Origin of the sequence: Krasilnikoviella flava (genome assembly GCF_900167525.1) — a bacterium.
In the GTDB taxonomy this organism is placed as follows: domain Bacteria; phylum Actinomycetota; class Actinomycetes; order Actinomycetales; family Cellulomonadaceae; genus Isoptericola; species Isoptericola flavus.
This window is the reverse complement of the sequence record NZ_FUZQ01000005.1, coordinates 535,246-548,769: the sequence shown is the minus strand read 5'-3', so window position 1 is coordinate 548,769 and position 13,524 is coordinate 535,246. Positions and strand designations below refer to the sequence as shown.

General features: G+C 71.4%; 13 protein-coding genes. 4 read left to right on the top strand and 9 right to left on the bottom strand.

From position 1 onward, the window contains the following. From B5Y66_RS16130 to ctaE, 5 genes are all read right to left on the bottom strand, one after another. Positions 1 to 555, bottom strand: a 555-nt coding sequence (locus B5Y66_RS16130; RefSeq protein WP_079575477.1) for a superoxide dismutase, incomplete at its 3' end; no start/stop codon positions are given. A 171-nt stretch (positions 556 to 726) separates the two neighbouring features. Continuing rightward, positions 727 to 2,427 (bottom strand): cytochrome bc1 complex cytochrome b subunit, encoded by a 1,701-nt coding sequence (gene qcrB / locus B5Y66_RS16125; protein ID WP_079575476.1) that lies wholly within the window; start codon positions 2,425 to 2,427, stop codon positions 727 to 729. Then, entirely contained in the window at positions 2,424 to 3,470 is a 1,047-nt protein-coding gene (gene qcrA, locus B5Y66_RS16120) for a cytochrome bc1 complex Rieske iron-sulfur subunit (RefSeq protein WP_079575475.1), read from the bottom strand. Before qcrA ends, qcrB begins: the two co-directional genes overlap by 4 nt. Beyond that, positions 3,467 to 4,246, bottom strand: a complete 780-nt coding sequence (qcrC, locus tag B5Y66_RS16115; protein WP_079575474.1) for a cytochrome bc1 complex diheme cytochrome c subunit — start codon at positions 4,244 to 4,246, stop codon at positions 3,467 to 3,469. The genes qcrA and qcrC overlap by 4 nt, the downstream gene beginning before the upstream one ends. 68 nt (positions 4,247 to 4,314) lie before the next feature. Further along, positions 4,315 to 4,968, bottom strand: coding sequence for an aa3-type cytochrome oxidase subunit III (gene ctaE / locus B5Y66_RS16110; RefSeq protein WP_079575473.1), 654 nt, complete (start codon positions 4,966 to 4,968; stop codon positions 4,315 to 4,317). Between the two features lie 264 nt (positions 4,969 to 5,232). On the opposite strand from ctaE, the gene B5Y66_RS16105 reads away from it, so the two are divergent. Together B5Y66_RS16105 and trpD are read left to right on the top strand one after the other, a co-directional pair. Then, complete coding sequence (locus B5Y66_RS16105; protein ID WP_245807164.1) at positions 5,233 to 5,685, top strand: response regulator; 453 nt, start codon at positions 5,233 to 5,235, stop codon at positions 5,683 to 5,685. A 124-nt stretch (positions 5,686 to 5,809) separates the two neighbouring features. Further along, complete coding sequence (gene trpD / locus B5Y66_RS16100) at positions 5,810 to 6,871, top strand: anthranilate phosphoribosyltransferase (RefSeq protein WP_139820935.1); 1,062 nt, start codon at positions 5,810 to 5,812, stop codon at positions 6,869 to 6,871. Positions 6,872 to 6,940: 69 nt separating this feature from the next. Here the strand turns inward: trpD and B5Y66_RS16095 are convergent, their stop codons facing one another. From B5Y66_RS16095 to B5Y66_RS16085, 3 genes are all read right to left on the bottom strand, one after another. Continuing rightward, positions 6,941 to 7,222, bottom strand: coding sequence for an Lrp/AsnC family transcriptional regulator (locus tag B5Y66_RS16095; protein WP_079575472.1), 282 nt, complete (start codon positions 7,220 to 7,222; stop codon positions 6,941 to 6,943). Further along, positions 7,216 to 9,015 (bottom strand): DEDD exonuclease domain-containing protein, encoded by a 1,800-nt coding sequence (locus tag B5Y66_RS16090; protein ID WP_079575471.1) that lies wholly within the window; start codon positions 9,013 to 9,015, stop codon positions 7,216 to 7,218. The genes B5Y66_RS16095 and B5Y66_RS16090 overlap by 7 nt, the downstream gene beginning before the upstream one ends. Before the next feature lie 112 nt (positions 9,016 to 9,127). Next, the gene (locus B5Y66_RS16085) at positions 9,128 to 10,942 is read right to left on the bottom strand and encodes an AMP-dependent synthetase/ligase (RefSeq protein WP_079575470.1); all 1,815 of its coding nucleotides are present in this window, start codon (positions 10,940 to 10,942) and stop codon (positions 9,128 to 9,130) included. Positions 10,943 to 11,186: 244 nt separating this feature from the next. Between B5Y66_RS16085 and B5Y66_RS16080 the strand changes: the two genes are divergently transcribed. Further along, positions 11,187 to 12,131 (top strand): ROK family glucokinase, encoded by a 945-nt coding sequence (locus B5Y66_RS16080; RefSeq protein ID WP_079575469.1) that lies wholly within the window; start codon positions 11,187 to 11,189, stop codon positions 12,129 to 12,131. 15 nt (positions 12,132 to 12,146) lie between these two features. Here B5Y66_RS16080 and B5Y66_RS16075 read toward each other — a convergent pair whose 3' ends face one another. Beyond that, the gene (locus B5Y66_RS16075; RefSeq protein WP_079575468.1) at positions 12,147 to 12,677 is read right to left on the bottom strand and encodes a hypothetical protein; all 531 of its coding nucleotides are present in this window, start codon (positions 12,675 to 12,677) and stop codon (positions 12,147 to 12,149) included. A gap of 118 nt (positions 12,678 to 12,795) precedes the next feature. Here B5Y66_RS16075 and B5Y66_RS16070 point away from each other — a divergent pair, with 118 nt between their 5' ends. Continuing rightward, on the top strand, positions 12,796 to 13,521 hold the full coding sequence (locus B5Y66_RS16070; RefSeq protein WP_079575467.1) for a lysophospholipid acyltransferase family protein: 726 nt from the start codon (positions 12,796 to 12,798) through the stop codon (positions 13,519 to 13,521). The last annotated feature ends 3 nt before the right edge of the window (positions 13,522 to 13,524 follow it).

The following is a 13,524-nucleotide window of genomic DNA, read 5'->3' as shown; positions in this document are numbered from 1 at the left end:
GGCGATGTTCCACACGGCCTTGACGTAGTCGGCCTTGACGTTGAGGTAGTCGAGGTAGAAGGCGTGCTCCCACATGTCCAGCATGAACAGCGGGGTGATGCCGACGGGCACGTTGGCCTGCTGGTCGAAGAGCTGGAAGATGGCGAGGCGCTGGCCGATGGAGTCCCAGCCGAGCACGGCCCAGCCGGAGCCCTGGATGCCGGTGGCGACGGCGGTGAACTGCGCCTGGAACGTCGAGAAGGAGCCGAAGGCGTCCTTGACGGCCTCGGCGAGCTCGCCCTCGGGCTGGCCGCCGCCCTCGGGGGACAGGTTGTGCCAGAAGACGGTGTGGTTGGTGTGGCCGCCGAGGTTGAACGCGAGGTTCTTCTCGTGCAGGTTCACCGCGGCGAGGTCGCCGGACTCGCGGGCCTCGGCGAGCTTGTCCAGGGCGGTGTTGGCGCCGGTGACGTAGGCGGCGTGGTGCTTGTCGTGGTGCAGCTCCATGATCTTGCCGCTGATGTGCGGCTCCAGGGCGCTGTAGTCGTACGGCAGGTCGGGAAGCGTGTAGACAGCCATGCTGAGTTACCTCCGGTTGCGTGCCGCACGTCGTGGCCGGCGTGCGGTGGGGACGTCGTCGAGGGCTGCGATCCCGCCGGGCTCACCGGCGGGGGACGACGATGGCCCGCGCACCCCGCCCGAACGATCGGGGGAGGGGAGCGCGGGCCATCGTTCCAGCCTGCAGGAGACTCAGTGCTCCCGCTCGACGGTTCCAGACCCCGAGACCAGCTCGGGGGTGTCGTGGGCCGGCTCGAGCTCGTCGTGCTCGCCGTGAGCATGTGCCGCCGCCAGCTCGGCGGGCGTCACGGGCTCCACGCGGTCCTCGTAGAAGAACCGCGAGAGCTTCTGCCAGCGCTTGTCCTTCTTGTAGCCCTTGCGCTTGACGCCGCGGGAGTCGGTCGCCGGCTCGATCGCCAGAGGCTGGCGCGCCTCGTAGTTGACGCGCAGCCAGCGCTCCTGCTCGTCGAGCGGGCGGTGGACCTCGATGTACTCGCCGTTCGCGAACCGCACGATGCGACCGGTCTCGTGGCCGTGCAGCACCAGCTCGCGGTCCTTGCGCTGCAGGCCCAGGCAGATCCGCTTGGTGATCCAGTACGCGAAGACCGGGCCGACGAAGAACAGGATCCGGAAGACCCAGGTGATCGTGTTGATCGACAGCGCGAAGTGCGTGGCGATCAGGTCGTTCGACCCGGCCAGGGCCAGGATGACGAACGCCGTGAGGAACGCGACGCCGAGGCCCGTGCGGGCGGGGACGTTGCGCGGCCGGTCGAGCACGTGGTGCTCGCGGTGGTCGCCGGTCACCTTCGCCTCGACGAACGGATACACGAACAGGAAGGTGAACAGCAGGCCCGGGATGATGACGGCGGGGACGAGGATGTTCAGCGAGAGCGTGTAGTCGCCCCACGTGACGATCTCCGCCTGTCCCGGCATGAGGCGTAGTGATCCCTCGAGGAACAACATGTACCAGTCCGGTTGGGCACCTGCGGACACCGGTGACGGGTCGTAAGGGCCGTAGTTCCAGACGTTGTTGATCGCCATCGTGCCGCCCATGAGGGCCAGCACACCGAAGATGATGAAGAAGTTGCCGCCCATCTTCGTGGCGAACGCCGGGACGGCGGGGTAGCCGACCACGTTCCGGTCGGTGCGGCCGCCGCCCGGGTACTGCGTGTGCTTGTTCAGCACCATGAGGAACAGGTGCACGCCGATGAGCGCCAGGATCAGCGCCGGCACCAGCAGGATGTGCACCGTGAACAGGCGCGGGATGATGTGCTCGCCCGGGAACTCGCCGCCGAAGACGAAGTACGACAGGTACGACCCGATGATCGGGATCGACTTGATCACGCCGTCGGTGATGCGCAGGCCGTTGCCGGAGAGCACGTCGTCCGGCAGCGAGTAGCCGGAGAATCCGGCGGCCAGCGACAGGATCATCAGCAGCGTGCCGACGAGCCAGTTCAGCTCGCGGGGCTTGCGGAACGCGCCGGTGAAGAACACGCGCATCATGTGCACCACGATGCCGGCGACGAAGATCAGTGCCGACCAGTGGTGGATCTGCCGCATGAGCAGACCGCCGCGCACCTCGAACGACATGTCGAGCGTCGAGGAGAAGGCCACCGACATCAGCTGGCCGTCCATGGTCGCCGGCGCGCCGTGGTGCGTGGTGAGCGCCATCGACGGGTCGAAGAACATCGCCAGGAACACGCCGGAGATGAGGAGCACGACGAACGAGAACAGCGCGATCTCGCCGAGCATGAAGGACCAGTGGTCCGGGAAGACCTTGCGGACGAGCTGCTTGGTGAGCACGCCGATCTTGGTCCGCTGGTCGAGGTAGTCCGCGGACTTGCCGATCACCGTGGTCGGTTCTGCGGTGGGGGAGGTAGTCGTGGTGCTCACTTCAGGCGCTCCCAGTAGCTCGGGCCGACGGGCTCGTTGAAGTCGTCCTCAGCCATAAGATACCCCTCGTCGTCGACGGTGATGGGGAGCTGCGGCAGCGGGCGCTTGGCCGGCCCGAAGACCACCTTGGCGCCGTCGGCGACGTCGAACGTCGACTGGTGGCACGGGCACAGCAGGTGGTGCGTCTGCTGCTCGTAGAGGGCGACCGGGCACCCGACGTGGGTGCAGATCTTCGAGTAGGCGACGATGCCGTCGTACGACGCGCCTTCGCGATGGTCGCGCTTGAGGTCCCGCGGGTCGAGGCGCACCAGCAGCACGACGGCCTTGGCCTTCTCTGTGATCCACTCGTGAGTCTCGCGCTCCTCGGCGGGCACGTCGGGGATGACGTGCGCGACGGAGCCGACCGTGACGTCCGAGGCCTTGATCGGGCGGCCGGAAGGGTCGTACGCGAGGCGCATGCCCTTCCGCCAGATCGTGTTCCGGAACTTGCCGACGTTCCAGTCACCGCCGACGCTCGAGACGAGCGGTACCGCGATGGCCAGCGGGAAGAGCGCGAGCGCGGAGAAGACCGCACCCTTGAGCACAGGCCGGCGGGCGATGCCCGAGTCCTCGAGCCCGTCCTTGAACTGCTGCTGGACGACCTCGCGGACCTCCTCGGAGCTGCTGCTCGAGTGCCGCTCCTCGACGTACTCCTTGCTCGACATCAGGGTCTTGGCCCAGTGCACGGCCGCGAAGCCGATGCCGAAGAGGGAGATGGCGAGCGCGACGCCGAGCAGGACGGTCGAGAGCCGCACGCCGGGCGTCGTGCCGTCCGGGCGGACGGCGAAGTATGCGACGAGCGAGCCGATCGTCCCGAGGCAGGAGATCGCGAACAGGATCGCGATGATCCGCTCGTTGCGCTTGGCGGCCCTGGGGTCGGTGTCCGCCAGGCGCGGGTGGTGCTCCGGGACGCCCGGGTCCGCGAAGCGGTCGGTCCGGGCGACGGTGCCGTCGCCGTCGTGCCGGGTCAGATCATGACCCTGGGGGTTCTGGTTCTCGCTCACGAGGACTTTGCTCCGATCCACACCGCGCCGCCGATGATCAGGCCGATGCCGATGATCCAGGCCCACAGGCCCTCGCTGACCGGCCCGAGCGATCCGAGGGTGAGGCCACCGGCCGAGCCCTGATCCTGCTCGTCGAGGAACGCGATGATGTCGCGCTTCTCGTCAGGCGTGATGTTGGCGTCGTTGAACACCGGCATCGACTGCGGGCCGGTGAGCATCGCCTGGTACACATTGCGGCTCGACGTGTCCCACAGCGGCGGCGCGAACTTGCCCTCCGAGAGGGCGCCTCCGGCGCCGACGGCGTTGTGGCACATCGCGCAGTTGGTGCGGAACAGGGCCATGCCGTTGGCGGCGTCGCCCTCGCTCCCGTCCACCTGCTCGTCGGTGGGGATGGCCGGACCGGCGCCGAGGGACGCGACATACGCGGCGAGCGCGGCGGTCTGCTCCTCGTCCATCTGGCGAGGCTTGGCCTCGGCCTGGGGGCCGTTCATCTGCATGGGCATCCGACCGGTGGAGACCTGGAAGTCCACCGCGGCCGCGCCGACGCCGACGAGCGACGGCGCCTCGGAGGTGCCCTCCGCGTTCGGGCCGTGGCAGGTGGCGCAGTTGGCCTGGAAGAGCTTCTTCCCGGTCTCGATGTCCGCGGTGCTGGCGGTGTCGGCCTGGGCCGGGCTCGGGGCCAGGGCGGCGTAGACGCCGCCCGTGACCAGCAGCGCCAGCAACAGCAGCACGACCGGCGCGAGCCGGTGGTGCCTGCGGGCGGCGAGTGCCTTCACGAAATGATCCTCGTCTCGCAGATCGAAGGGTGCAGGGTCAAGGCCGGCAGCGACACCGGCCGGGGGGTTCAGCGCAGGAGGTAGATGACGGCGAAGAGGGCGATCCACACCACGTCGACGAAGTGCCAGTAGTAGGACGTGACGATCGCGGTGGTGGCCTCGTGGTGGCCGAAGTTCCGGGCGGCGAAGGAGCGGCCCAGGAGGAACAGGAAGGCGATCAGACCGCCGAGCACGTGCAGGCCGTGGAAGCCGGTCGTCAGGTAGAAGACCGAGCCGTACGCGCTCGACGAGATGGTCAGGCCCTCGTGCACCAGCTCGGTGTACTCGAAGATCTGGCCGCCGATGAAGAAGGCACCCATGAGGTAGGTGAGCGTCATCCACTCGTGCATGCCCCACTTGTTCACCTGCAGGATCGTGCCGGAACGCACCGGCTTGAACCGCTCGGCGGCCCACACGCCCATCTGGCAGGTGACCGACGACAGCACCAGCACTGTGGTGTTGATCGTCGAGAAGGTGATGTTGAGCTTGTCCGCCTCGGCGGCCCACTCGGCCTCGGGCATCACCGAACGGACGGTGAAGTACATCGCGAAGAGACCCGCGAAGAACATCAGCTCGCTCGCGAGCCAGACGATCGTCCCGACCGACACGGGGTTCGGACGGTTGACGCTCACGTGCTGGTGGGCATGGGGGGCAGCAGCCGTTGCGGTCGACACGTCAGCCATTATGGCCGATATACAGCCGGTTCGAGCCACTCGGGCGGGCGCTGCGGAAAGTCGATGTGCACAGAATCTGCGGAAACTCGCCACTCTGCCGCTACGAGGTGACGGATCCGTGGAGAGTGCCAGTAAAAGACCACGTTCGGCACCTGCCCGAGGTGACGCGGGTGTGCCACGATGCCAGCAAACGTCGACGTCCGTCGGCCGGGTGCCGGTCCCGGGCGTCGTGCCCGTGCCCGGTGCCGTGCACGTCCGCGAAGGGGAGCCTCGATGACGGATCAGACGACCGAAAGCCCGACCGACGCGATCACGCCGACCGCCCGGACGGGCCCGGCGGCCCGCGGGCCGCGCATCCTGCTCTACAGCGACGACCGGTCCGTGCGCGACCAGGTGCGCACGGCGGTCGGTCCGCGGCTGCGCGCGCACGCCCCGGAGATCGCGTGGGCCGAGGTCGCGACACCGGCGGTGTTGATCGCCGCGGCCGACCGCGGCGGGTGGGACCTGCTCGTGCTGGACGGCGAGGCGGACAAGTCCGGCGGCATGGGGCTGTGCCGTCAGCTCAAGAACGAGATCTACCGCTGTCCGCCCGTCGTGGTCCTCACCGGCAGGCCCGACGACGGATGGCTAGCATCGTGGTCGCTCGCCGACGCCGTGGTGCCGAGGCCGCTCGACGCGATCGAGCTGCAGCGCACCGTGGCCGACCAGCTCGCCGCGACGGCCTGACCGACGGACCCGCGAGGGTCGTGCCAGGGGCGTCCGGACCGCGCGACCACCGAACCGGAGGAACCTGGTGCCCACGAACGACCGCCCCGAGAACACCTTGCCGTCGCCGCCGGCGGAGCAGGCCGTGCCGGCCGAGCCCGCCGAGCCGACATGGCCGGGTCTGCTCTCGGAGCTCATCGCCGGGCGCGACCTGACCACGCGCGACACCGCTTGGGCGATGGACGCGGTGATGGCGGGTGAGGTCTCGCCGGCGCGCCTCGCCGCCTTCCTGGTGGCGCTGCGCGCCAAGGGGGAGACCGTCGAGGAGCTCACCGGCCTCGCCGACACGATGCTTGCTCATGCCCGCCGGTTCACGGTGCCGGGCCCCAGCGTCGACATCGTCGGCAGCGGCGGCGACCGGGCGCACACGGTGAACATCTCCACCATGGCTGCCGTCGTCGTGGCCGGGACGGGCGTCAAGGTGGTCAAGCACGGCAACCGCGCCGCGTCGTCCTCCTCGGGTTCGGCCGACGTCCTGGAGGCCCTGGGCGTCCGCCTCGACCACGGTCCCGACCGGGTGGCGGAACTGGCGGAGCAGGTCGGCATCACGTTCTGCTTCGCGATGGTCTTCCACCCGTCGTTCCGGCACGCCGGCGTCGCTCGCAAGGAGCTGGGCGTGCCCACCGCCTTCAACTTCCTCGGGCCGCTGACCAACCCGGCTCAGCCGCGGGCCACGGCCGTCGGCGTGGCGGACGCACGGATGGCCCCGCTCGTGGCCGGCGTCTTCGCGGCCCGGGGCACCCGGGCGCTCGTGTTCCGGGGGGACGACGGCCTCGACGAGCTCGCCGCGACCGGCGGGTCCACGGTCTGGGAGGTCCGTGACGGTGCCGTGACCGAGACGCACCTGGACGCGGCGGCTCAGCTCGGCCTGCGCCGGATCGAGATCGCCGACCTGCGTGGTGCGGACGCCCAGCACAACGCGGCCGTGGCGCGCGACGTCCTCACGGGGGTCGACCGTGGGCCGGTGCGCGAGACGGTCCTGCTCAACGCGGCCGCCGCGCTCGTGGCCGACGGCAGCCTGCCGGGGACCGTGACCGGGTCGCTCGCCGAACGGCTCACTGCGGGCATCGAGCACGCCGCCCGGAGCATCGACGAGGGTGCCGCAGCGGCCCTGCTCGAGCGCTGGGTCGCCATGACGCAGGCCTGAACGGGACGGCGCCGGCGCGTGGTGACCCACGCACCGGCGCGGATCCGAAGCTGCCGACGACCGACGCGGTCAGTCGTCGAGGCCGAGGGCGAACGCCTGCTCGAGGTCCACGTGGGAGTAGGTGCGGAAGGCGATGAGCGTCTCGGTGCGGACCACACCGGGGATCTTGCTGATCCCGTCGGCGATGACGTCGGCCAGCTCCTCGTGCTCGCGCACGCGCACCATGGCGACGAGGTCGGCCTTCCCGGTGACTGAGTAGACCTCGCTGACTCCCTTGAGGTCGGTGACCTTGGTGGCGACCTCAGGGATCTGGTCGGCCTCGGTGTCGATGAGCACGATCGCGGTCAGCATGCCGTCATCGTAGCCACGGGTACCGGGTCCGCGACGTCGTCCGGGCGCCCGTCGGGGTCGACCCACAGGTCCGCGACGGTGGTCGACACGGTCGCGAGGTCGGCGTGCGCCGCGGCGGAGCGCACCGGGCACGCCCAGGTGTGGCTCACGTGCACCAGCCGGACACCCGGCTCCTCCAGCCAGGCCAGCACGAGGGCGGCCTCCTCCGGGTGGCACGCCGGCGCGGGCGCCACGGGCGGGGCGACGTCCTCCGCCGTCGCGCGCAGGGCGTCGACGACGGGCAGGGGGTCCTCGTCGGGCCGCGTGACCGCAGTGGCGGCGAGGCGGGCGTGCTTCACCACGACGAGCTCCCAGCCGCCCGCCGACGTGGGCCGAGCGGCGACGAGCTCGGCGCACCGGGCGACAGGGTCCAGTCGCTGGGCGCGCGCCGCCCCCTGGACGAAGGCGCGCAACCGGTGGGTGACCAGCCCGGCCTCTTCGAAGCGTTCCTGCGCGGCGAGCCGGCCCACCCGTGCGGCGAGAGCGTCCACGACGGCCGAGGGATCGGAGGTGAGCGCTGCGCGCGCCGCGTCCGCGACGGCGTCGTATCCCTCGTCGGCCGTGCCGGTGGCCACGCACGGGGCCGAGCAGCGGCCCATGCCTGCGAGGGCGCACGGGCTGCCCGCGGTGCGCGCGACGCGAGGGAGGCGGGCCGTGCACTGCCGCAGCGGCAGGGCGTCGTGCAGGGCCTCGACGGCGGCCAGGGCGGTCTGGCGCGAGGGGTAGGGGCCGATGTGCGGGGTGCCGGCACGCACCTCCCGGACGACCGACAGCCGGGGGTAGGCCTCGTCCGTGAGGCGCACCCACGACTGTCGCTCGGGGTGCTTGGAGCGCCGGTTGTACCGCGGGGCGTGCTCGGCGATCAGGCGCAGCTCCCGCACCTGTGCCTCGAGCGGTGTCACGCAGACCACCGGGGTGACGGCGTGCGCGATGCGCACCATCTCCGTGATGCGGCCGCGCTTCTCGGCCGCGGTGAAATAGGAGCGCACGCGCTTGCGCAGGTTCGTGGACGTGCCGACGTACAGGACCTCGTCCCCGGGCCCGCGGAAGAGGTAGACACCCGGTGCCTCGGGCAGCCCGTCGGCGAGCGTGCGCTTGCGGCGCACGTCCGGGGGAACCGGGTCGGCGGCGCCCGCCAGGTCCTCCAGGTGGGTGATGCCGAGCGGCGCCAGCCGCTCCAGGAGGGCGTGCAGCACGTCGACGGTGGCTCGGGCGTCGGCCAGTGCGCGGTGGTCGGGCGTCACCTGCGCCCGGAAGAGCGCGGCCAGGGTCGACAGCTTGTGGTTGGGCGCCTCGTCGCGGGTGACGACGCGCCGGGCGAGCGGGACCGTGTCGACCACGGCGAACCGCGGCCACTCGTAGCCGAGCCGGTCGCACGCCGCCCGGAGGAAGCCGACGTCGAACGGCGCGTTGTGCGCCACCAGCACGGCGTCCCGGGCGAACTCCAGGAAGCTCGGCAGGACGAGCTCGAGCGGGGGAGCGGTGGCGACCATCGACGTGGTGATCCCGGTGAGCCGGGCGACGAACGCGGGGACGGGACGGCCCGGGTTGACCAGGGACTGCAGCTCCCCGAGCACCTCGCCGCCGCGGACCTTGACCGCGCCGATCTCCGTGATGCCGCCGTCAGCTGCGCGCCCGCCGGTGGTCTCGAGGTCCACCACGACGAAGGTGACGTCGTGCAGCGGGGTGCCGAGGTCCTCGAACGAGGGCTGGAGCGCGGTGGTGCTCGTCGGGGACGGGGTGGTGCTCGGCATGCCGGGACCGTAGCGGGGACCTCCGACAAGCTCGTCCGCGCACCCGTGACCGGACAGCGGTCGAGCCCGCCGAGACAGCGTCTCGGCGGGCTCGACGGGCAGTGCGGGAGCGTCAGCTCGCGGACGTCTGCCGGGTGTCGACGTACAGCTGGTCGATCTCGGCGGCGAAGTCCTTGACGAAGACGTGGCGGCGCACGCTCTGCTTGGGCGTGAGGTAGCCGTTCTCCACCGTCAGGTCACCCGGCAGCACGGCGAACTTGCGGATCGACTCGGCCTTCGACACCGCCTGGTTGGCGCGCGTCACCGCGGCGTCGAGGGCGGCCAGGACGTCTGGGTCGGTGGCCGCCTGGGCGGGCGTGAGCTCCGGCTTGTCGTGCATCTTGAGCCAGCCCGGCAGGCCCTCGGCGTCGAGCGTGACGAGCGCTCCGATGAAGGGGCGGTTGTCGCCCACGACGACGCACTGGCTCACCAGCGCGTGCGCGCGGATGCGGTCCTCGAGGAGCGCGGGGGCGACGTTCTTGCCGCCGGCCGTCACGATGATCTCCTTCTTGCGGCCGGTGATGGTGAGGAAGCCGTCGTCGTCGAGGGCGCCGAGATCGCCGCTGCGGAACCAGCCGCCCTCGTCGAACGCCTCGGCGGTCGCCTCCGGGTTGTTGTGGTAGCCCTTGAAGACCTGGATGCCGCGGAGCAGGACCTCGCCGTCCGGGGCGATCTTCACGCCGCACCCGGGCAGCTGCGGGCCGACTGAGCCGATCTTCGTCGCGGTCGGCCTGTTCACGCTGGTCGGCGCCGTCGTCTCGGTGAGCCCGTAGCCCTCCAGGACGGTGAGCCCGAGGCCGCGGAAGAAGTGGCCGAGACGCTCGCCGAGCGGGCCGCCGCCCGAGACGGCGTACTGGGCCTGCCCGCCGAGCACCGCGCGGAGCTTCGAGTACACGAGGACGTCGGCCACCTTGTGCTGGACGCGCAGCCACAGCGAAGGGCCGGAGGCGGTGTCGAGGCCGCGGGAGTACTCGATCGCGGTCGCGGCAGCCCAGTGGAAGATCTTGATCTTGCCGCCGGCGGCGGCCTTCTGCTCCGCGGCGTTGTAGACCTTCTCGAAGACGCGCGGCACGGCGAGGATGTACGTCGGCTTGAAGGCACCGAGCCCGGCCGTGACGGTCTTGAGGTCGGGCCAGTGCCCGAGCACCGTGCCGCTCGCGATCGCGAGGATCTCGACGTACCGGGCGAACACGTGGGCCAGCGGCAGGAAGAGGAGGGTGCGGCCGCCGTCCTTGAAGACCTCGGGCACGACGGCCACCGCGTTCACCGCGAGCAGCGCGAGGTTGCCGTGCGTGATCTCGGCGCCCTTGGGGGTGCCGGTGGTGCCGGAGGTGTAGATGATCGTCGCGACGTCCTCGAGGCAGGAGATCCCGCGACGGCGCGCGATCTCGTCGTCGCCGACGTCGGCCCCCGCGGCCGTCAGCGCGGCGATCGCGCCGTCCTCGATCTCGAGGACCTCGCGCAGCGCCGGGGCGTGGTCGGACACCTCGGCCACCGTCGCAGCGAGCCCGGCGTCCTCGACGACGAGCACGGTGATCCCCGAGTCGGTGAGGATCCACTCCACCTGCTCGGCCGACGACGTCTCGTAGATCGGCACGGGCACGGCGCCCGCGGCCCAGGCGGCGAAGTCGAGGAGCGTCCACTCGTAGCGGGTGTGGGACATGATCCCGACGGGGTCGCCGGGCTGCACGCCCTTCGCGACCAGGCCTTTGGCCACAGCCACCACCTCGGCGTCGAACTGTGCGGCCGAGACCGGCTGCCAGCCGTCGCCGGAAGGACGCTCGGCGAGCGTGGCGCGCGGGTCGCTCGCCACGCGGGTGGCGAGGAGGTCGTTGAGGTTCGACGTGGCAGGCAGCTCGACCGCCTGCGGAATGGTGATCTCGTCCATGCTGACTCCATCGTCCATGCTCAGTGCATTGGCCTGGGGTTCGTTCCCCGCCGTCACGATACCGGGTCTCATGAGTGGTCAGGGACACGTTTCGGTGACGGTCGGGTGACGGACGAGCGTCGCACCTTCCCGGTCGTGGTGGATACTCTGGTCCCAGCGCGCACCGCGCGCCCCGTGTCGCGCCGGCGACCGGGTGATGCGCCGTGCGGACGCGGCGTCCTGAGACACGAACGCGAGGTTCTGCATGCACGCCATCGGAGTCGACATCGGCGGCACGAAGATTGCCGTGGGTGTGGTGGACGAGGCGGGCAACATCCTCGCGAAGGTGCGCCGCGAGACCGTGGCCGACGACGTCGCCGACATCGACCGGGCCATCGCGGACGCGTGCGCCGAGCTCACCAAGGAGCACGAGGTCGGCGCGATCGGCCTCGCCGCGGCGGGCTTCGTCAGCCCGGACCGGCGCTCGGTGCTGTTCGCTCCGAACATCGCATGGCGTGAGTACCCGCTGGCCGAACGGGTCGAGGCGCTGCTGGACGTCGACGTCCCCGTGGTCGTGGAGAACGACGCGAACGCTGCCGGCTGGGCGGAGTTCCGGTTCGGCGCGGCCCGCGAGGCGACCGACATGCTCATGCTCACCGTCGGCACGGGGCTCGGAGGCGCGATCGTCGTGGACCGCGAGCTCGTCCGCGGCAAGTGGGGCGTGGCGGCCGAGGTCGGGCACATGCGTGTCGTCCCGGGTGGCCACTACTGCGGCTGCGGGCACGAGGGCTGCTGGGAGCAGTACGCCTCGGGCACCGCCCTGGTGCGTGACGCGCGGCAGGCCGCGATCGCGCAGCCGGAGCGGGCGGGGCGGCTGATCGAGCTCGCCGGTGGTGACGTCGCCGGGCTCGAGGGGCCGCACGTCACGCAGGCCGCGCAGGAGGGCGACGACCTCGCGGTGGAGCTGCTCGCCACGCTCGGCCGGTGGATCGGGGAGGGGTCGGCGTCCGTCGCCGCGCTCCTGGACCCGGAGCTGATCGTCATCGGCGGTGGCGTGGGCGCGGCCGGCGACCTGCTCCTCCTGCCGGTCCGCAAGGCGTACGAGGCCCAGCTCTCCGCCCTGGGGCACCGGCCGGTGGCGCAGATCGAGCTCGCCGAGCACGGCAACGAGGCGGGCATCATCGGCGCCGCCGACCTCGCCCGGCGCTGACGCGTCTCGGCGACGTCAGACGACGGCGCCGGTGCCGTGGTCGTCCGGGTCGCGTCGGTGCGGCATCCGCCAGAGCAGGACGCCGAGCCCCACCAGGAACAGCACCCCGGCCACCGGCCCGGACCACGCCGGGATGCGCAGGACGGGCATCGCCGCGCGGACGACCACTCCCACCACCACCAGCACGGGGATCCCGACGACGAGCGACCACGCCAGGGTGAGGAGCGGGTCGCGGGAGAGGACGGGCTCGGGGTCCGGCGGCAGGAAGTGAGACTCCGTCTCTTCGAGCTCCTCGACCTCCGGGGTCGCGGGCCAGTCGCGGGGACCCGGGTCCACCGTCCGCGCCGGCCCCGCGGTGTCGGGCGCAGGTGACGCGGCCGCGTCATCGGCGCCGTTCCGCGGCTCGTCGCCCGCCGGGTCGGCTGCGGCGCGTTCGTCGAGCGGTCCCAGCTGCGCGACGATGTCGGCCCAGCGGGCCTCGAAGGCGTCGTCGGGCAGGTCGTCGTCCGGGAGGTCCGGTTCGGCGTCCGGGTTCGGTGCGGGCATGGGTTCACTCTATTGTCGTGGGCGATGCAACGCGTCGGTGGCGACGCCCGTCGGCGCCACGGCCCGTCGCAGGCGGACCGCTGACCGGGGCGCTGCCGACACTGGGCGAGGAGGACCGTTGTTCTACTGGGTGATGAAGAACGTGCTGGTGGGGCCGTGGCTCCGGCTGGCGTTCCGCCCCTGGACCAAGGGCGTCGAGAACATCCCGTCGTCGGGCCCGGCGATCCTGGCGAGCAACCACCTCGCCGTCATCGACTCGTTCGTGCTGCCGCTCGTGCTCGACCGGCAGGTCCAGTTCCTGGGCAAGTCGGACTACTTCACCGGCGGCGGCGTCCGCGGCCGCATGGTGGCCGGCTTCATGCGGGGCGTCGGCACCATCCCGGTGGACCGCTCCGGGGGGAAGGCCAGCGAGGCTGCGCTGCGCACCGGGCTGCGCGTGCTCGACGAGGGCGACCTGTTCGGCATCTACCCCGAGGGCACGCGCAGCCCAGACGGGCGCCTGTACCGCGGCAAGACGGGCGTGGCGCGGCTGGCCCTGGAGTCCGGCGCCCCCGTGATCCCGGTCGCCATGGTCGGCACCGACGTCGCGCAGCCGCTGGGCCGGTCGATCCCCAAGCCGATGCCCATCGGCATCGTCATCGGCGAGCCGCTCGACTTCAGCCGCTACCGCGGGATGGAGGGCGACCGGTTCGTGCTCCGCTCGGTGACCGACGAGATCATGTACGCGATCCTGCGGCTGTCCGACCAGGAGTACGCGGACGTCTACGCCGCGACCATGAAGGCCCGGCTCGCGGCGGCCGCCCAGCACCCCGAGCAGCCGCAGGACCCTGCCCCCGGATCCTGACCA